General features: G+C 44.5%; 16 protein-coding genes. 10 read left to right on the forward strand and 6 right to left on the reverse strand.

From position 1 onward, the window contains the following. Positions 1 to 244: 244 nt before the first annotated feature. From QZW47_RS19760 to QZW47_RS19780, 5 genes are all read right to left on the reverse strand, one after another. Positions 245 to 1,906, reverse strand: a complete 1,662-nt coding sequence (locus QZW47_RS19760) for a vanadium-dependent haloperoxidase (RefSeq protein ID WP_293130161.1) — start codon at positions 1,904 to 1,906, stop codon at positions 245 to 247. A gap of 863 nt (positions 1,907 to 2,769) precedes the next feature. Further along, positions 2,770 to 3,039 (reverse strand): hypothetical protein, encoded by a 270-nt coding sequence (locus tag QZW47_RS19765; RefSeq protein WP_293130163.1) that lies wholly within the window; start codon positions 3,037 to 3,039, stop codon positions 2,770 to 2,772. A 677-nt stretch (positions 3,040 to 3,716) separates the two neighbouring features. Further along, a complete protein-coding gene (locus QZW47_RS19770) occupies positions 3,717 to 4,124 on the reverse strand; it encodes a hypothetical protein (protein ID WP_293130166.1) in 408 nt (135 codons plus the stop codon). A gap of 864 nt (positions 4,125 to 4,988) precedes the next feature. Then, positions 4,989 to 6,599 carry a serine hydrolase gene (locus QZW47_RS19775; protein WP_293130169.1) on the reverse strand — a complete coding sequence of 537 codons (1,611 nt, stop codon included), beginning with the start codon at positions 6,597 to 6,599 and terminating at the stop codon, positions 4,989 to 4,991. 251 nt (positions 6,600 to 6,850) lie between these two features. Further along, positions 6,851 to 7,852, reverse strand: a complete 1,002-nt coding sequence (locus QZW47_RS19780; protein WP_293130172.1) for an RNA methyltransferase — start codon at positions 7,850 to 7,852, stop codon at positions 6,851 to 6,853. Positions 7,853 to 7,988: 136 nt separating this feature from the next. On the opposite strand from QZW47_RS19780, the gene QZW47_RS19785 reads away from it, so the two are divergent. The 3 genes from QZW47_RS19785 (at position 7,989) to QZW47_RS19795 (ending at position 10,844) form a co-directional block, all read left to right on the forward strand. Then, entirely contained in the window at positions 7,989 to 8,144 is a 156-nt protein-coding gene (locus QZW47_RS19785) for a DUF2256 domain-containing protein (RefSeq protein ID WP_293130175.1), read from the forward strand. Between the two features lie 64 nt (positions 8,145 to 8,208). Then, positions 8,209 to 9,144, forward strand: a complete 936-nt coding sequence (locus tag QZW47_RS19790) for an isoaspartyl peptidase/L-asparaginase (RefSeq protein ID WP_293130178.1) — start codon at positions 8,209 to 8,211, stop codon at positions 9,142 to 9,144. A gap of 113 nt (positions 9,145 to 9,257) precedes the next feature. Further along, positions 9,258 to 10,844: a hypothetical protein gene (locus tag QZW47_RS19795; protein ID WP_293130181.1), complete on the forward strand. Its 1,587-nt coding sequence runs from the start codon at positions 9,258 to 9,260 to the stop codon at positions 10,842 to 10,844. 58 nt (positions 10,845 to 10,902) lie between these two features. On the opposite strand, the gene QZW47_RS19800 is transcribed toward QZW47_RS19795, so the two are convergent. Beyond that, positions 10,903 to 12,153 carry a WD40 repeat domain-containing protein gene (locus tag QZW47_RS19800; RefSeq protein WP_293130184.1) on the reverse strand — a complete coding sequence of 417 codons (1,251 nt, stop codon included), beginning with the start codon at positions 12,151 to 12,153 and terminating at the stop codon, positions 10,903 to 10,905. 196 nt (positions 12,154 to 12,349) lie between these two features. Between QZW47_RS19800 and QZW47_RS19805 the strand changes: the two genes are divergently transcribed. The 7 genes from QZW47_RS19805 (at position 12,350) to QZW47_RS19835 (ending at position 18,573) form a co-directional block, all read left to right on the forward strand. Further along, positions 12,350 to 12,727 carry a hypothetical protein gene (locus QZW47_RS19805; protein WP_293130187.1) on the forward strand — a complete coding sequence of 126 codons (378 nt, stop codon included), beginning with the start codon at positions 12,350 to 12,352 and terminating at the stop codon, positions 12,725 to 12,727. A gap of 32 nt (positions 12,728 to 12,759) precedes the next feature. Then, on the forward strand, positions 12,760 to 13,464 hold the full coding sequence (locus QZW47_RS19810; RefSeq protein WP_293130190.1) for a tetratricopeptide repeat protein: 705 nt from the start codon (positions 12,760 to 12,762) through the stop codon (positions 13,462 to 13,464). A 74-nt stretch (positions 13,465 to 13,538) separates the two neighbouring features. Then, a complete protein-coding gene (locus QZW47_RS19815) occupies positions 13,539 to 14,036 on the forward strand; it encodes a hypothetical protein (protein WP_293130193.1) in 498 nt (165 codons plus the stop codon). Positions 14,037 to 14,666: 630 nt separating this feature from the next. Continuing rightward, a complete protein-coding gene (locus QZW47_RS19820; RefSeq protein WP_293130196.1) occupies positions 14,667 to 15,404 on the forward strand; it encodes a hypothetical protein in 738 nt (245 codons plus the stop codon). A 263-nt stretch (positions 15,405 to 15,667) separates the two neighbouring features. Continuing rightward, complete coding sequence (locus QZW47_RS19825; protein ID WP_293130199.1) at positions 15,668 to 16,768, forward strand: DUF2207 domain-containing protein; 1,101 nt, start codon at positions 15,668 to 15,670, stop codon at positions 16,766 to 16,768. Between the two features lie 85 nt (positions 16,769 to 16,853). After that, positions 16,854 to 17,654, forward strand: a complete 801-nt coding sequence (locus tag QZW47_RS19830; RefSeq protein ID WP_293130201.1) for a hypothetical protein — start codon at positions 16,854 to 16,856, stop codon at positions 17,652 to 17,654. Positions 17,655 to 17,730: 76 nt separating this feature from the next. Further along, the gene (locus tag QZW47_RS19835; protein WP_293130204.1) at positions 17,731 to 18,573 is read left to right on the forward strand and encodes a hypothetical protein; all 843 of its coding nucleotides are present in this window, start codon (positions 17,731 to 17,733) and stop codon (positions 18,571 to 18,573) included. Positions 18,574 to 18,657 lie beyond the last annotated feature (84 nt).

Below are 18,657 nucleotides of genomic sequence, written 5' to 3' on the forward strand. Positions count from 1 at the left end.
TTGACGCTTCCTAGAATAAGCAAGAGGGAAGAGGGAAAAAAAATCATCAATAAATCTTCTTCTTTCTTCCATCTTAGACCTGATTGAATTCATGGCCCGACCCTTGGGAAATTATCTGCGTTTATTTGCGTTGCATCTGCCTTAAATCTGCGGTTGACTGGCTATATCAAAGATTGAGCCAACAAGTCTCAATAAAAAATGTCATCGATCTTATTCCTGAGACTTGTTGCATCTTCTATATCCATTAAACCACTGTCTTAAACAGATTTTGCGCGACGAAATTGCCCACCGCCAAACCAGTTGGCAGTGCATCGTCAACCGTAGACTCGCGCACGTGAATGCCGCCGTAAACGCGACTGATCGCGTCATCGTATGCAGCATCGTAAAAACTGTTGTAAGTGCGCGTTACACCGGGCATTTCTTGGGAAACTGCGCTAAATGAGTAGTTTTCACCAAAAAAGTTCGTCATCACTCCCGCAAATGCACCGGCAAAAGTTGAATGTCCCGAGATGTAATCTGGGAATGGCGGAGTTGGATTGAGAAGAGGTTCCCATTCCGGATCGGTTACGGTTCCTGAAATGCCGTGGTTGGCCGCAAATCCGCCGGTAATCAAATCGTCTGGGCGCGGTTGAATTACTTTCCCGTTGTATTTGGCGTCCCACGCGACAATTGCTGCATCGGCCAAAGCGACGTTCAACTCAGCAAACAAGCGGGCATTTTCCGGGACGGATCTTTCCTCGCGCATGGCGACTTCTTCGGCAATTTGGTTTAATTGTCCGTAGGGTCGGAAAGTGTCGGGGCGATCGTCCGCCCAGAAAAAAGCGATTTCGGTTTGGTCGGGAGTCCGCGTTACGGTGGTGTTTGCGGTAGTCTGTTTGCCGCCCAACTGTCGAACTTCTTCTAAGTCTTGCACGAAGCGATCGCTTCCGGGTACGCCATCTAAGCCGTTTGGTGCAAATGCTGCGGTGTCTGGAATTGCAAAGGGTTTAACTTTCCCCCAGTTGGCGCCCAGCGCTACGCCTTTGGTGGGGCCTTCTGTTTTCGGGCGCCAAACGTAATCGCCGGCTGGGGGAACATAAGGGGCGTTGTTGCTGGAACCGTCGTTAGTGCGGGAGGCGATGATGGTGTCGGCGACGAAGTTCCCAAAGGCGACTCCATCGGCTTCTGCTTGTGGCGTGTCGTTGATTTCTGCTAAGGATAGCGCGAGTTGTCGATCGAATAATGCTGTTTGATTCGGTAGCAGCGCGACTAATGCTTTGTGGGCTGCGCCTGCTGCTGCTGCTTCTCGGGATGCGCCGGCGGGGGCGGGTGTGTTGACGGCGTAGGAGTTGTGAGTGCGATCGAACGCATTGACTGCATCGTAAACCGAGAGGGAGGTAATCGCTAGCAAGCGCGATCCTAAAGTAGGCGGTACGCCCCGCCCCGCTTTCCCTTCAGCTTGGATCGCATTTAAAGCAGTCGCATTCCAGTCGAGGACTACATCGCTTCCTGGTGCAGAAATTAGTTGCGAGATTTGTTTGGTGCCGTTGTTTTGCTCAATTTCGGCAATCAGGTTACAAGCCCCTGGAGCTCCCACTGAGGTGTTGTTGGCATACTTCAATTTAACTGTTGTGGATTGTCCCGGCTGCAAGCTGAGTTGTTTGATAGTCGAGGTAAGCAAGCAATCGTTGACTAATTTGCCGTCTGGGGCGCGATCGATAACGTCGTCTGTAGAAGCGTAGAGTTTGACTGTGACGGGGCCTGTGATAGCTGCGGAGCCTTGATTTGTCACGGTTACGTTAACTTGCGCTCGATCGCCCATCTCAATAGTCTTGGGTAAATCGATCCTGCTAAATTTAGCTCCTAAAGCCCCTTGGGAGGGAAGTAAATTTTCAGCAGTTAGTATATTTAGAGCTTCTGGATTCATTAATGTCACCTTGTTTAAATTTTAAAGCTTTTTCAGGTGTTATCAAGTTATCCGACTATGTTGCCCTTCTACGAGTTCTTATCTCAATCTTTATAAAAACTTGCCTATTCATTCATTGCTTTGTTGAATCTTAATAAATCTGTTAAAGATTCACTGTTTCTGAGTGAATGCACACAATTTTATTTACAAAACTTGACTTTTTATATTTTTGTCAATTCAAGTAAAAACATAATACATCACATAAATTAACAAACACCAAAAACAATTTTTTACCTACTTTTTTATTCACAAAAATAGTTGTTCAGTCAGGATCTCGCAATCCTATACAGTTGCGATCGGACTGTATGGGAGGTGAAACGAGAGCGACCAACAGATACGCTGGATGGCTCTGGCGCGCGATCGCTCCCGACAACAAAATGTTACTCAATGGCATTGCACAATAATATTCTATGCTAATAGTTTTATTAACAAATATTTACTCTCAAGAGCTGTTCGTAATTTGGGTAAAAAAGGCTACAGAGCATTAATGTGTACTTAAAAATAATAATTTTTGTACGGTCTTCAGAATTAGAACAGCTCCTCGCTAGGGACAAAATATTGTGATGTCCAGTGTTCTAGGTAATGAATTGCTCGATCGGCGAGGGAGGCCTCAAGACTGAATAAGCCCGGTTGGCGATCGCTATTAAAGTCCCGTGGAGTTTGAATGCGATCGCTAAATTTATCTCTTAGTTAAGCGATCGCCAAGTCTCAAAAAGATCAGGTACACTTTATATCTCTTGCAAAAATAACGAGAAACGGGCCCCAAAGCCCGTTCCCAAATTTAATTAAAGCGATAGCGCGTTTCAATTCGATCGCTGTGAGTGTCAAATTTTTGAGGCGATCGCAGCAACCAGCACGCAGAAACCTAGCGCTCTCCGAAAATAATTAACACCTTGAAATAATTCTTCCCACGCCCAAGTAAACAACGAGCCAAAAGCTATTAGGTCTAACCCTGTATAGATATTACCTGTTGTAAACAATAGCTTAAGCACACTCGCTGCAATCGTGACAATCAGCGGTAGGTTGGGCGGCTGAGCGATAACAATTTCGCCGTTGCTATCGCGGAATATTTGATCGAATGCTGTATTTGTCATAAAAGAAATACGGTAAGTGGGAAACTCAGTCCCTTTAGGGCTGATAGGAAAACGACGCGAGCGACTTTTTTAGTCGCGTTGAATCTTTTCATTACCGCGCAAGGGAATTGCTTGGCTCTTGTGTACTTTTGTAATGTACTTTCACTCTTGACAATTACCATCTCAAACCTTACAATCCTGTACGCATAATGTTTGCTCTTTTGGAGCCTCCCTTGCGGGGTAATGTTAGCTTGTCGGTCAATGTTATGAGGGCTTGTTAGGCTGGTAGCACTGTTTCAGTGACTTTAAAACTGTTTAACCACGCTTCGACAGAGCAGGGGACTAGCTTCGCATCCACAGGGTGTCGTGACCCAAATAACGTAGACCTCGAAAGTCTTAGGCTGGTCAGTACAGCTTGTTTGATTACTCTTACAAGCTCAGTGGCTTTAACCCTGAGTTACTGACTACCTTAAGTAGTTGAGCTGATGGTTTTTAGTATATTTAAATAAACCAAACATTCCCTCTACCTTTTTGTTGATTAGGTCAATTGTTCTGATGGCTTGTACCCAAGGTGCGATCGCCGCGACGGCTGGGGGCCCGAAGCTGAAAGCGCGTCGCGGAGAGTTTTTTGGGCTTAGCGGCTCAGCTAACCCGTAGCGTCGCCCTCCCTACGACGGGAGGGCGCCACCGCGCTGATTTTACCGGATATTAAACGTGTTGCGGATGCGCCCGTTGTAATCGACTCTCACTCTCCCATCTGGGTAAACTGTAACCACCGTCTCTACCGTATACACAGACGCACCGGGTTTGTGTCCTTGAAAATTAAATGTCCAGCTACCATCGGCATTTTCTACAAAAGGCGATTCGGCTGAAGCACCGTGCATTGATGCTTCGGCTCGATATTGTCCCAAGCCTCCGTTAGCATTTTCTGCTGTTTGACGGGCTAAGTTTTTCGCTCGGTTGAGTTCGATATTGTTGGAAATTACTGTAATATCGGTGAGTTGACTTTCTGTTGAACGAAGGGGATTGCTCAACGCCGGGGAAACTCCCGCAGCTAATGTTGAAAGTGCTAGCAAACAAGCAAGTGGGGTGCGTAGTTTCATCATACAAACTCATTTATAGTTTGTAAACTCTACGGCAATTGCGTTAACTAACCCGGAACAGTTAATTATGTGATGCTGTTGAGGTAAGATTGGATGCGGGATTGATTGTGTAACTACAAAACTCGGAACAGCTAATTATTTGATGGCGATCGATTACGATCACAAAAAAGGTTTGTAGTGTGTTGTGGGAGTTCTGGGCCGGAATGCGGACTGAAGTCCGTACTACGAACGGTTGTGTGTCGTGGGAGTTCTGGGCCCTCCGCGGGCTGAAGTCCGTACTACGAACGGTTGTGTGTTGTGGGAGTTCTGGGGCCTCCGCGGACTGAAGTCCGTACTACGAACGGTTGTGTGTTGTGGGAGTTCTGGGGCCTCCGCGGACTGAAGTCCGTACTACGAACGGTTGTGTGTTGTGGGAGTTCTGGGCCCTCCGCGGGCTGAAGTCCTTACTACGAACGGTTGTGTGTCGTGGGAGTTCTGGGCCCTCCGCGGGCTGAAGTCCTTACTACGAACGGTTGTGTGTTGTGGGAGTTCTGGGCCCTCCGCGGACTGAAGTCCGTACTACGAACGGTTGTGTGTTGTGGGAGTTCTGGGCCCTCCGCGGACTGAAGTCCGTACTACGAACGGTTGTGTGTTGTGGGAGTTCTGGGCCCTCCGCGGACTGAAGTCCTTACTACGAACGGTTGAAGCGGACTGAAGTCCGTACTACGAACGGTTGTGTGTTGTGGGAGTTCTGGGCCCTCCGCGGACTGAAGTCCGTACTACGAACGGTTGTGTGTTGTGGGAGTTCTGGGCCCTCCGCGGACTGAAGTCCTTACTACGAACGGTTGAAGCGGACTGAAGTCCGTACTACGAACGGTTGTGCGGTGTTTAATTTTTAATTTTCACTTTTGACTCGGCGGCTGTTTCCCCGTCGTTCAAATAGCGGTAACTCATGCGAGAAATATCTCTAATTAAACTTTGAGCTGGTTTCTCGGTTTCCGGCGGATGTTTTACCATCACGGCTACTAAATAACGCTTCCCGTTTGGCAAATCCACCATCCCCGCATCGGCTAGCATTGTATTGATGTTGCCGGTTTTGTGAGCAATTACTGCTCCTTCACCCAAGCCTCTTGGTAGCAAACTATCGTTTTTGGTTTGGCGCATGATTTGCAAAATTCGATCGCGCGATTTGACAGAAACCAAATTTCCGCGATCGACTTGAGCGATAATATTGATCAAATCCTTCGGGCTGCTAGTATTCGTTCCCTCCAAATCCGGCAACTTATTGCGTAGCACTGTCGCCCTCAATCCCCAGCTTGCAAAATGCTGGTTCAAAACCTCGGCACCTCCCAACAATTCAACCATCATATTTGTCGCCGTATTGTCGCTGACAACAATCATTTTTTTGGCAACTTCCAAAGCGGAATACTTCTGGCCCGGTGCATCGTCTTGCATATCCCCAGAACCGCCGACAATGTGTTCTGGTTTTAGCGTCAGCATCTGATCTAGCTGGATTTTGCCTTCATCTACTGCTTGGAAAAAAGCCACTAAAATCGGTACTTTAATCGTGCTCGCTGAAGCAAAAGCAGCATCGCCGTTAAAATTTAGGTAGCTTCCAGTATCTAAATCAACTAGAAATATTCCCGCTGTTAAAGTTGGATTTTCTGTTGCTATCACCTGAACTTGTGTTTTCAAAGCTGCTATTTCTTGATTTAGTTGCAATGCTTCTGGGGCGGCTGGGGCAGCAACTGCGCTATCGGCTGGGTTTTTCTCGCCTGCGGGGGTTTCCTGTGTCGCTACACTCGATCGACTCACAGCATTCACCACCGACAGCAGCGTACCGCAAATCACCGCTATCCCAACTCCCAAAATCAGCAACCGAGTAGCGTACACCAACGGCGGCACGTTCCGAGTTGCAGAACGTTTCCCCGGTCTCTGGCTTCTTTGGGGGCGCGGTTTCGGCACCGGGGCTTTTTTGACATTTGCGGGTGTTACCTGGTCGGGAATGCTCGCTGGAGGGGTACTGGAGCGATTTTTGCTAGGTGCCGGGGGAGTCTTCGTCTGGGGCTCGCTGATGGGATTGCTGGCGGGAGTCTCTACAGGCGCATTCGGTTCGGGAAAAGCGAACATATCGACAGCAGCAAGGCCTTTTTTGCGAGGTTGGCGGCTCTTGGCCTGACCAATTTTAGCGGTTTTGGGTTTTTTGGGATTAATTGCTGATTGGGGATTGGACAAAAAGTCCTGTGCGCTCAATTCTGCGGGGGAAGGTGCGGGAGAATTGGCTCTACTTCTGGGGGCGCGGGTTGGTTGGGGTGGAAAAATCGCAGGTTGTGATGTGGGAATTTCCGGATTGCTGTTTGGCGCTTGAGGAGGGCGACGGCGGCCGGATTTGCCAGACTCAGTTGCAGCGCCGGATTTAGGCGGCTTTGGGCCGGAGTTGGCAGAGGCTAGCGAGGACATCACTGATAATATCGATCGTTTGGGAAACCGCTCTGCCACGTCTTACTCCTTCTGCACTGTAAATTTCTAGTTTAAGATTTTTTAGCTTGTGAGCCAATAGATTTTAGATTTTAGATTTTAGATTTGGGGATTTTATCGATTTTAGATTTGGGGATTTGGGATTTAACCGAAATCTGGGACGAAAGTGCGGGTTTGGGATGACGATCGCACTTTATGCTAACAATACCCATAAATCAGCAAATTTATATCAAAACAATCTGCGATCGACAATCTCCAATCTCAAATTGCTACTATTCTGGCTGAATGTCGCCCGGATTTTCCGGCAACGCCCCATCCAGAGTATCAGAAACTGGCGATCGCGGATAACTTTTTAATCCCCATTCTGTTTGACGAATCACGCCCCGCAGCATGGAGACTTCATCCACCGTGGGATACGCGCGATTGTACAAACGCCGAAATTTTTCCATCCGACTTGCTGCTGTGTGCGGCTGCAAATAACCAATTTTTAGCAGCAGCCCTTCTAATTGCTCGTAATATCCCTCCAAATTTTCCAAGGTTGCACTGTTGGGGGGATTGGGAGAGGGGGGGATTGGGAGAGGGGGAGATTGGGAGAGGGGGAGAGGGGGAGAGGGGGAAAATATTCCCTGGGATTGCTTCTTTCTCTCCGTTACATCCGTTGCATCCCGCACATTGCTTGTTGCCGAACTTACATCCGCTACATCCGTTACATCGGTTACATCCCGCATATTGCTTGTTGCCGAACTCTCTTCCTTCTTCCTTCTTCCCTCTTCCTTCTTCCTTCTTCCTTCTTCCCGATACAATTCATAGCAGCAAATAGCCACAGCTTGAGCCAGATTTAACGAAGTGTAAGCATCGCTGCTGGGAATCCGAATCAAGCGCTGGGCGCGGTTCAATTCGGCGTTAGTCAATCCACAATCTTCTCGACCAAAAATTAGGGCGCTGGGGGCTTCTAGCAACCAAGGTAAAGCATCTGCTGGTGATTCTAGCGGCATTGGGTGCGATCGACTATCATCTCCTGTAGTTGCGATCGCCCTGACACATCCTACCAAAGCAGCCGGCAAACTCTCAACTACCTTAGCCGTTTCCAATATATCGGCCGCCCGCACAGCCATCAATCGGGCTTCTTCCCCTAAATAATCGCACTGAGGATTCACCAAAATTAATTGACGCAAACCCATATTTTTCATCACGCGGGCGACTGAACCCACATTCAAGGGCCCGGCGGGTTCGACTAAGACGATGCGGATGTTGGCTAATGCCGTTGCGATCATTTTTACTGGGCAGATTTTTTGCTGAAATTAGACTGAATTTTATTAATCTTCGATCGAAAATTGGAAACCGCAGATATCATCCCCATTAACGCAGATTAACGGAGATAATTTAAGATAACGTATTGTCAAAATTAGCATGGCAAAGCAGCGATTGAAGTCCGATTTACCGACTAAGATGTGTCCGGTGTGCGATCGACCTTTTACTTGGCGCAAAAAATGGGCCGACTGCTGGGATGAAGTAAAATACTGCTCGGATCGCTGTCGCCGCCGCCGTAATAGCACCGAAAGTTAAGAATCTCTTGCCATTTGCCAAACTGAGGCTAAGATTGCAAAGGAAAAATTTCACGGTTAGAAGTATGGCATCGCAACAGGTGCAACCAAAGCTAGTTATTCACGGCGGTGCCGGTAGTTGTCTGCAAAGCAAGGGCGGAATTGAAGCGGTACGCAAATCGCTTTACGATGTTTTGGAGGCAGTGTATCCGCTGCTGAAAAATGGCGCAAGTGCCGTAGATGCAGTGGTGCATGGCTGTCGGTTGTTGGAAGATGACCCGCGATTTAATGCGGGTACGGGTTCTGTGGTACAGTCGGACGGGCAAATTCGCATGAGTGCTTCGCTGATGGACGGCTTGATGCAGCGTTTCAGCGGTACGATTAATGTGGCTCGGGTTCAAAATCCGATCGAACTTGCTCAATTTTTACAGACTTCGGACGATCGCGTATTATCTGATTTTGGTGCGGCGGAATTGCTGCGAGAACTTCACTTGCCGATTTACGATCCGATGACGGATTTGCGTTTGCACGAGTGGATGCAGGAACGCCAAGGCAATTTTAACAGAGCAATGGCTAATGTGGTGGCAGAACCTGCGGGTGTTGGCACGATCGGAGTTGTAGCTTTGGATACTCAGGGACGCTTGGCTGCTGGAACTTCGACTGGCGGCAAGGGTTTTGAGCGCATCGGGCGGGTGAGCGACTCTGCAATGCCTGCGGGGAATTACGCGACTGCGAATGCGGCGGTTAGCTGTACGGGTATCGGCGAGCACATCATGGATGAGTGTTTGGCGGCGCGAATTGTGATTCGGGTAACGGATGGTTTGAGTTTGAAAGCTGCTTTTGAGCGTTCTTTTGCGGAGGCTGACGATCGCAAACGAGACTTTGGTGCGATCGGGATTGATGCTAATGGTGCGATCGCGATCGGCAAAACTAGCGAGATCATTCTCGGTGCTTTTCACAATGGTACAGAAATGGGCGACACTTTGGAAACAAACAAGGGAACGCTAGTTTTTAGTGCTTAGAAAAGGCCTTTGATTTTCGGCATACAACAAGTTAGAACATTTTTGACAAATTGCTGGAAACCTGTATTGGCGGCGTGGTATCGTAATTTACATCCTCCTCACCGCCAATACCTATGACTCCACAGAGCAATCTCAATGCGATCGCTCAACCTGCGATCGATCCAAAAGACTTAGAAAAGTTAATCAATTTATCTGGGCGCAGTCTGTGGGTAGCTGCTGTATTGGGCTTGACATTTCCAATTTTTGCCTACATTTACACTAAACGAAGAATTGCTGCTTATATTTCTCTTCTGCTTGGCGGTTTAATTGGTTTACTGACGATATTCATAGTTTTTTCTAGACCAATACCCAATGGCAGTACAATTCCTATTACTGCATTTTATACAGTGTCTTTACTGGTTTCCCTGGGAATTACTATTGACAACTGCGCCGCTATTCTCAGAGCTAGAAAAAAAGTTGAATTCTTAACAGGACAAACTCCTTGGAAAACAGCTAATAATCAGCAAGTTAAAAACGGAAAGTGGCCTGCATGGTTTCCCTACCCCAGTTCTTGGCTAAGAGCTGTAGCTTTAACATTGTGGATAGCTGTTGTGGTGAGAATCGTCACTTTTTGGATTGCTGTCATCGGCATAACTTTATCAGCACTTGAAGAAGATATGGGTTCATTTTGGCGAGGCTTGGGACTAATCATACCTCTGTCTGTAGCCATACTATCTTACATTCACCACATTTTGTTTTTTGATGAAGCCAAGACACCGTACAGGTGGTTTCCCAGTCCCAGAAGTTTGTGGGAAGGTGTATATGCCCCTATTGTGGTACTGTTATCTTTGATAATGGTAGTAGTTTTGCTATTACCATTTTTCCCAATTGTTCCAAGCTGCAACTACGGAGCAGAATTTGAATTAGCTAGTTGTCTGAAGTCTCATGAAGCAGATGTATCAAATTATCTATCTACTATTACTGAAGTTGCGGGAGTAATTTGGATAGTGACATCTGCATATCTTTACCAAATAGATTATTTGATTCGGAATAACTTTTCTATAAAAACACTAGCAGAATTAATTCTACTGGGATTTTTAGCTTTTTTGGCAGTTTCAGCGAGTTCGCTGCTGTCGAAAAATTCAGAGGTTAGGCAGGCTATAAATTTCCCTGAACAGACAAAAGTACCGATTGCAGTGAATTCTGAGCCAACACCTTCTTTACCAACTGCACCCACAGCCAAACCATTACCTCCGAATCCTGAAACAGTTAAATCAGACTCTTTTGGGGATGCAGTAAATAAAGCAACTAATGCAGCAAATCTTGCTCAGAATGCTCAAACTCAGACGCAGTGGCAGGCGGTAGTTGCTGAGTGGCAAAAGGCGATCGCCCTAATGAAATCTGTCCCACAGTCGAGTGAAAATTATGATGTAGCTCAAAATAGAGTTGTACAGTACCAGGATAATGTAGTTGCGATTAAGCGCAGAATCAGTCGCCCTTTTCAACAGGGAATTGATGCAGCTCAAAATGCAGCTTTTTTTGCTACAACAGCTAAATCTAAAGCTGAGTGGGAGTTCGTGGCAACTCACTGGGAGGAAGCCCTCGCGTCTATGAAATCTGTGCCGCCTTCAAATTCTAACTATGCTGTAGCTAAGAATAGAGTTGTGCAGTATCAGCAAAATTTAAACGCTGCACGTTTAGCAGTTAGTCGCGCTAAATAAAACAATATTCGTAGTGCGTAAACTGTTCACCTTCTTCCGATATTTAATGAGTAATTTATTAAATTCGCAACTGCCAAAGTTTAACTGTACCATTATCGCTGCCACTAACCAAAGTTTCCCCCAACTGCCCGATCGCCAGCGCCGACACCGGGCTAGAATGTCCGTCTAAAGTGTGCAACAATTCGCCGCGCAGATTCCAGAGTCTGACGGTACCATCAAAACAGCCCACTGCAAAGTATTTCCCATCCGGGCTAATCGCGGCCGCGGAAGTGATGCGAATTCCGGTTTGCAGGGAATGCAATAATTCGCCTGTTTCCAAATTCCACAGGGAGATCATTTTGTTACCGTGACAGACGAGAGTTTGGCTATCTGGAGTAATTGCCACATAATTTTCGCTGCCAAATGTTCGCCGCACTTCTCCCCCCGGCAATTCCCACAAAGTCACGGTAGCGCGACAGAAACCACTGGCTGCATTCAGCCCGCTAGCTACTAACATTTTACCGTTGGGACTCAATGCGATCGCACTTATGTCATCCCCTTGATAGCCTTTCAAAACTTGCAGCAGTTGGCCGCTGTTGAGGTGTTGCAGCTTGACAGTGCCGCAGGTAGTGCCGATCGCCAAAATTTGCCAGTCGGGACTCACAGCGACAGATTCGTGGCGGTGTACGTCTGCTAAACGCTTGATCTGTTCGCCGTTTTGCAGGTTCCAGATTTTGACTGTCCCCGCGCGCGATCGAGTTAACAGCGTTTTGCTAGCGGGGCTGAAAGCCACTAACAACACCGCTGTTGAATGCCCGGAAATAGTCCGCAACAATTCCCCGCTGTGCAAACTCCAGACTTTCACTGTACTGTCGTGGGAACCGGTTGCGAGTAATTTTCCGTCGGGACTGATGGCGGCGGAGAGAATGCTGTCTGAATGGTGGAGAGTAGCTTTTAAGATCGCACCGGATGAGGTTTTCTGTTGTTTTTTATACCCGGCTATTACCAGCCAGTCGATCGCATCTCTCCAATTTTTAAGTGCATTTCGGGGTCTATTTGTCAATATTTCTATGTATCGGTACAAAGTTTTGGATAAGTCAACCTCTACGCCCTTGATTTGTTTGTTCAGAAATACCGCCATCTCAGCGGGGCTGTAGCCACACAGCAAGCCGCACAAGTGCCTTTTTTCCACGGGTGTCAGCCCTCTTCTGGTGTGGGGGGCAAATTCTAGTTTGGCGTTTGCCAAGTCGCTGTAAAGCTTTTCGATGTCCCAGTCATGGATTGCCCGTGTAAATGGCTCTTCGGGTCGATCGAGGTTTGAGGGTGTCATTTGTGGCAGTCGCGATCGGGTTCCTAGTCAAATTCCTAACCAAAATCCTAACATTCGCTGTGCGCGATCGAACTGCATTCACCGCTAATCTATTTTTAACACAGCAAAAAGCCAAAAGAGTTTCGGGTTAAAAATACCTTTTAATCCTAACCTTGACAGTTTGCCAAACAATTATACATTAACGGAGAAATAGAAAATGTCTGGAATTGCGATCGGCTTATTTTTTGGTCTGGGTTTTCTTTTAACTATTGTTGGTTCTATCTGGGGATTAGTTCAAGCCTTCCAAGAGGACATTGTTTGGGGATTACTTTACTTCTTTGTCCCATGTGCTGGCTACGTTTTTTATGCGAAGAAATGGAGTAATCTAAAAATCAGAAAAACCTTTTTAATTCAATGTGCTGGATTATTCATGTTTGTATTGGGAGGTATTACTACAGCAATTTTTCCACCCCCAGTATCACCTAATGTAGATCCGGGTTCTAACGAGCAATCGCCCTCTGCTTTTCCTTCGGATTTCAACACTTCTCCATCACCTAACAAATCGCCTGCTCCCAAACCAAAATCATCTCCTTAAGTTTGTGCAGCAACCCTTCGGAGCTTAATTCTGTGCTTGTTGCTGCTCAACCATCTGACTTGAAGCAATCGATTTGCCAAACAACTATATATCAAACGGAGAAATATAAAATGTCTGGAATTGCGATCGGCTTATTTTTTGTTCTCGGTATTCTTTTAAGTATTGTTGGTTATATCTGGGGATTAGTTCAAGCTTTCCAAGAAGACGTTGTTTGGGGATTGCTTTACTGGTTCATTCCATTTGCTTCATTAGTTTTTTATATTAAAAAATGGAGCAATAAAAAAATCAGAAAAACATTGTTTATTCAACTTGCTGCATGGCCAATGCTTTTATTATCAGGGATTATTACTATGGTCACTTATGGGACAGAGTTTACAAAAATGTCTCAGTCTGGAACCATAACCATAAGCGAAGGATCTAGCGAGCAATCCCCCTCTTCTTTTCCTTCAGATTTCAGTATTTCTTCATCACCAACTCCAGAGCAATCTCCTAGTTCCGAGTCATCCCCTCAACTTTCACCAGCACCTATTCCTGAGCCTACTTCTGGTACTGTTGGCGCTCAACTATATGACTTCACAAAATCAATGAAACTCGGCTATGCCTACTACGGACAGGGAGACTATCAAACAGCTTTAATCAATTTTAACAGAGCTTTGCAGGTACGCCCTAGCAATACCTATGCTGTCAAGGCTGTTGAGAATACCAAAAGTGCGATCGTCCAAGGCCGTGTCAAATAATTGTTCCATGATAAATTGCGTACAGCGGAGAGATTAGTAATTCAGGTTGTTTGTAAAAGTAAAAGGATAAACGGATGAAAGTTCTCAGCCAAACACCAGATGAACTAACAATTCAAACTTCTAGCATTTGGGATGGTTGGCGATTAATCTCTCCCTTCATTATCATTGGATTATTGCAGATTATCTTTGCATCAAATTGGATAGGTGGAGGTATCTTTCTATTATTCTCGCTGTGTTTATCGGACGGCGCGATATCTGAAATCTATATCTTTGATAGAACTTTGTGCAAAATGACGGCTAAACGACGGAGTTTGTCGCGCGGGGATGTTACCGAACGCTCAAATCGCGATATTTGTGCGGTGGAATTAGGCGAAATAGAAGATAGTGAGGGAAATTCTAGTTACTATGTTGAATTGTTAATGTTGGGGTGCGATCGCATCTATTTGAGAAGCAATTCAGTAACAGAAAAATGCGAAATAGCTGACTTGATTCGCACCTATGTCTCGACGAGCGATCGTCGCAATCAAGCAATATTTTTGCCAAGCAAGTGCACCGGAGGTCTTGTCAAATAATCTGTATATGATAAAATCAAAACAACACAAAAATCATAGATTCAAGTTGTTGTTTCATCAAAAAGATGAATTCATGAAGATTATCAGCCAAGCCTGCTTTTTACTGAATCTGTTGTATAGGTTGCCCTTTATTTTGGCAGAAATATGGATTATTATTTAGCAAATACAACTATAACTCAATACGGTTTACTTAAGATTGTCATTGCGAGGAACGAAGCAATCGCAGAGTTGATTTTTCATCGTGTTTTACCCCTAGGAGGGTCTTAAGTAAACCGTATTGAACTATAACTTGCCAACGAATAGAAGCTAAATAAGGCAATTGTAAACTCACAGAATCGAGCTTGTCGGGTTCAAAGACTCAAGAAATATCTCTGGATAATTTAGTGGGATGCAAAGTTATGCCATGTAGAAAAAAGCTTACTACAATAGAATTGTTGGGTTGGTTTCGTCCACCCCAATGTGTAAGGTGCGTCGCTATCAGATCTGCCGTAAAATTTAGGGATTGTTCATAGCGGCGCACCCTACAACTGAGGCCCTCAAGGGTATTGCGGATACCAAAAAGGCGATCGCCCAAGCAAAGGCTAAATAATCTACATACACATCCACTTAAAATCAATTCAACATAAAATTATGAAACAGACATCAGACAAACTAGAATTCGTAGAAATGTTCGCATTTTGGATGCCGCTATTTGTTGGGGGAGTTTTTTTTGTAACTGGTTTATTTGTGGGTTCGTCTTCCGGCAATTTTTGGGTTTATTTATTCGCTCCACTTGGCTTGATTATTATGATATTAGCAGAGATCGAGACAATTACCCTTGACAAAAATCTCGGTCACATGACTATCAAGCGGCATCAACCACTGATTACCAAAAAGAAAATTATCAAGCATCTACTTCAAGATATTTCAGGTGTGGAAATACAGGGGACATCAAGTAGCGAGGGCAATACCTATCGCGTCTGTCTGGTGTTGGACTCAGGTAAGCGACGTGTTCCTCTAACTTCTTCGTTCAGCACTGGTTTAGGAGACAAGGACAAAAAAGCCGAAATCATTGCGACATTCTTGAATATCCGAAATTACGGTCTTGACGGCTTTCCCACAGACAACTCTAATGAACTTAAATGGGACAGTATAGAAGAGGAGATTACCCACTGGAAAACAGCAATTAAAAGTGATTCCAATGATGCTGATGCTCACATGAAATTGGGATTAGCTTTGATGCTTCAAGATGCAACCAACAACAAAGAAGAAGCAATGGGCTATCTAAAAGAAGCCCAGACTTTGTTCAAAGCTCAAGGCTATGACGAGGAAGCTACGCAGGCTTTACAACTTTACAGTGTGGCTTATTGGGGAATGATGGGAAAGTGAGGTTCAGATTATCAAGATTGATGCACTTAGACTCAAGAAACCGGGTTTTTTGCCAAATCGCCGGCTGAAACGAAGTATTTCCAGAAAAACCCGGTTTCTGGGCTGCATTTTCAAGAATACAATTATGACTTTTATGAGGTTAATCAATGACATTTATGAATTGACCTAACAAGAAAACTGTTGAATAATTGTAGCTAGTAACTTAGCTATAAAACATTGATAACGAATCAAGTTCTAAATCAACTAATCACACATGAGGAAATATGAATAAACGAATCCTGAAGAAACTTGTTTTTTTATTAATTGCTTCCTTGAGCTTATTTTTCGCCACAGTCACTCATGTAGCAGCCCAAGCAGCACCATTTTACTGGGAAAATGTTAATGTCAACATCGACGTTCAAGCGAACGGAGATATGTTGGTTACGGAAACCCAAAAATATGTGTTTACAGGCAACTATAGTAATCAACGGTCTCGCTATATTCCTTTGGATAAGATTGGTGAAATTAAAGATGTGACAGTTGCAGAAAATAATCAAATAATTGCCAGTACCACTGGGATTGAAAACAATCAACTTTGGATTCGTTGGCAACATGAATTGAAACCACCAGAGTCACATACTTTTGTCGTGAAATATCGTGTGATAGGTGGATTGCAGGTTAATGGTCAAAATACTCAAGTTTACTGGAAAGCCATTTGGCCCGATCGCAAATCCCCGATTAATGCCAGCCAAGTCACAGTTAAACTACCGGATGTTTTAGCAGCCAAAGTCTCTTCCTTCAAAAGCTTTGGGATACCGACAACAGTGCGTCAAGTGGACGGTCAAACCTTTGTATTCACAGGAAACCAAGCACTACCACCCAAACAAGAATTAGAAGTTCAAGTTACGTTTCCTACAGGTATTCTTCAGTTGTCAACTCCATCTGCACAGGCTAGCAATAGTGCCGGCGGTTTCACAATAGATGGTTCCTCTCCACTAGGAGGATTTCTCGGATTCATACTAGGATCGATAATGTTCATAGTATTTACATCACCGATATGGATACCTCTGCTTTTGGTAATGAAAGTTTGGTCTTTTTTTAGCAAAAGATGTCCTAGCTGTAAAAAGCCAACACTAATCAAGAGGACGAAAGTAATCTCTTCGCCAACCCGAAGTAATCATGGGGAGACTAAAAATATTTGTGACTGTAAGAGTTGTGGTTATCACGATGAAAAAATAGTGGTGACAACTTACACAGAGCCTAGTAGTGGTAGTGGAAGCTACGGTGGTGGCGGTAGTAGCGATAGTGGAAGCTACGGTGGCGGTGGTGGTGGCGATAGTGGCGGTGGCGGTGGCGGTGGCGGTGGTGGCGGTGGCGGTGATTAATCAATGTTAATTCAGCTTACTTAATTAACGATTTCAAAAGTTGTCTAACAATTGTCAATCAATTAAACAGGAGTTAATACCTAAGATGAAAGTTATCAAAAAAACCGAACATCTTCTAAAGCTTAATAATTTAGGAGAAATGATTTATGGTGCGATATCTCCTACAGTATGGGTAATGGGATTTTCAGGAATACCTTTATTTATGATGCTCTTGATTATGGCATCTGCTGGAGTGGAAAGACTTTCCTGCAACAAAATTGAGCCAAAAATCGCAACTTGCCAACTCAGTAGATCGAGTTTTATGGGATTAAATAAAGGCGAAGTAACACCGATTGAGCAAGTGAAAGGAGCTAGATTTGAGACAAGCAAGACTACCGATAGTGAAGGCACTCCCATGACTGTTAAAAATGTATTTTTGGTGACTAAGGAAGGGGAATTATTGCTGGCAACTCAAAGTGCCGAGGATGCAAATTCATTCAATAAATATATACAAAAATCGACCGGAGGGTTGGTGATAGAAACAGATAATCGGTTATTATTTTTTGGGATAATGCTTTTTCCCAGCTTGTTTTTAGTTATTGGTTTTAGAGTATTTTCTCGTACATTGCGTTATTCTATTGTTGAAACTTACATTTTTGACAAGACTGCAAGTACCTTAACTACGAAGAAAAGGGGAATATGGGTGAATAAAGTTGCCGAACGATCGCTCGCTGAAATTTCGGAAGTCAAATTAGAAACAGAACACACCGAAAATGGTATCTTATGCGAGATATATTTGCTAATAGATGGGGGCGATCGCCTATTTTTAAGTAGTAGCTTGAACCATAAAAAACAACAAAAAATGGCTGATTTAATTCGTGGCTATCTCGACGGGCGATCCGTCTGAATAAATACACTTACCTCAAAAGTGATCTGGAAAATTCTGCAAAAGATGTCAATCAATTAAACAGGAGTTAATACCGATGATGAAAATAATTGAAAAAACCGAACATCTTCTCAAACTTAAAAATGGATTAAGTTTGTTTGGTTTGGTATTTCCTGCTCTATGGCTGATAGGATTTACGGGAATACCCTTGTCAATGATACTTATCCCGATGTCCTCTTCAGGAGTGGAAAGACTTTCGTGCAAAAAAATTGAGCCAAAAATCGCAAGTTGCGAAATGAGTAAGTCAAGTTTTATGGGATTAGTTAAAGGAGAATTACAGTCCATCCCACAAGTCAAGGAGGCTAGAGTTGACAAAATAGATACTACTGATAGCGATGGGAACTCAACTTTCAAACACAATGTATTTTTGGTAACTAACCAAGGAAGTGTTTACCTACCGTCCCAAACTGTTGACGATGCAAACTCGTTCAATCAATATATACAAAACTCTGTTGAAAAATTAGTAATAGAAAAAGATAATCGGGTGTTAGATTTCGGTGGGATACTTATTTTTGGTAGCTTTGTCGTTATTGGTTTCGCTGCGGTGTATTCTATGATCGATGATTTATTCAGTGTTGATACTTACATTTTTGACAAAAATACAAGTATCTTAACTCTTAAAAAAAGGGGGATAAGGACGAATAAAGTGGTCGAGAAATCGCTCAGTAAAATTTCTGAAGTCGAATTAAAAACAGTTCAATACAAAACAGAACATATGGACAGCTATATCCACGAGTACGAGGTACGTTTGCTAATGAATGAGGGAGATATCCTATGTTTAAGCCGTAGCTCAAATCGGGAAGAGCAACAAAAAATGGCTGATTTGATTCGTGGCTATCTCGACGAGCGATCGCCAAAGTCAATCACCAACGATAAATAACGGAAGGCTATCTCCAACAAAGGCGCAGGTGAACTTGCGACATTTGTTGTCGGTTACAAATTTTAGTGTTAGCCTATTATTAAT

It is taken from the genome of Microcoleus sp. bin38.metabat.b11b12b14.051, from assembly GCF_013299165.1.
Lineage (GTDB): Bacteria > Cyanobacteriota > Cyanobacteriia > Cyanobacteriales > Microcoleaceae > Microcoleus.

Bases quoted from the DNA above. Each gene is read 5' to 3' on its own strand.
- QZW47_RS19770 (WP_293130166.1), bottom strand. From the start codon at position 4,124: ATGATGAAACTACGCACCCCACTTGCTTGTTTGCTAGCACTTTCAACA.
- QZW47_RS19830 (WP_293130201.1), top strand. From the start codon at position 16,854: ATGAAAGTTATCAAAAAAACCGAACATCTTCTAAAGCTTAATAATTTA.
- QZW47_RS19785 (WP_293130175.1), top strand. From the start codon at position 7,989: ATGGCAAAGCAGCGATTGAAGTCCGATTTACCGACTAAGATGTGTCCG.
- QZW47_RS19760 (WP_293130161.1), bottom strand. From the start codon at position 1,906: ATGAATCCAGAAGCTCTAAATATACTAACTGCTGAAAATTTACTTCCC.
- QZW47_RS19765 (WP_293130163.1), bottom strand. From the start codon at position 3,039: ATGACAAATACAGCATTCGATCAAATATTCCGCGATAGCAACGGCGAA.
- QZW47_RS19815 (WP_293130193.1), top strand. From the start codon at position 13,539: ATGAAAGTTCTCAGCCAAACACCAGATGAACTAACAATTCAAACTTCT.
- QZW47_RS19835 (WP_293130204.1), top strand. From the start codon at position 17,731: ATGATGAAAATAATTGAAAAAACCGAACATCTTCTCAAACTTAAAAAT.
- QZW47_RS19795 (WP_293130181.1), top strand. From the start codon at position 9,258: ATGACTCCACAGAGCAATCTCAATGCGATCGCTCAACCTGCGATCGAT.
- QZW47_RS19800 (WP_293130184.1), bottom strand. From the start codon at position 12,153: ATGACACCCTCAAACCTCGATCGACCCGAAGAGCCATTTACACGGGCA.
- QZW47_RS19820 (WP_293130196.1), top strand. From the start codon at position 14,667: ATGAAACAGACATCAGACAAACTAGAATTCGTAGAAATGTTCGCATTT.
- QZW47_RS19780 (WP_293130172.1), bottom strand. From the start codon at position 7,852: ATGATCGCAACGGCATTAGCCAACATCCGCATCGTCTTAGTCGAACCC.
- QZW47_RS19805 (WP_293130187.1), top strand. From the start codon at position 12,350: ATGTCTGGAATTGCGATCGGCTTATTTTTTGGTCTGGGTTTTCTTTTA.
- QZW47_RS19790 (WP_293130178.1), top strand. From the start codon at position 8,209: ATGGCATCGCAACAGGTGCAACCAAAGCTAGTTATTCACGGCGGTGCC.
- QZW47_RS19825 (WP_293130199.1), top strand. From the start codon at position 15,668: ATGAATAAACGAATCCTGAAGAAACTTGTTTTTTTATTAATTGCTTCC.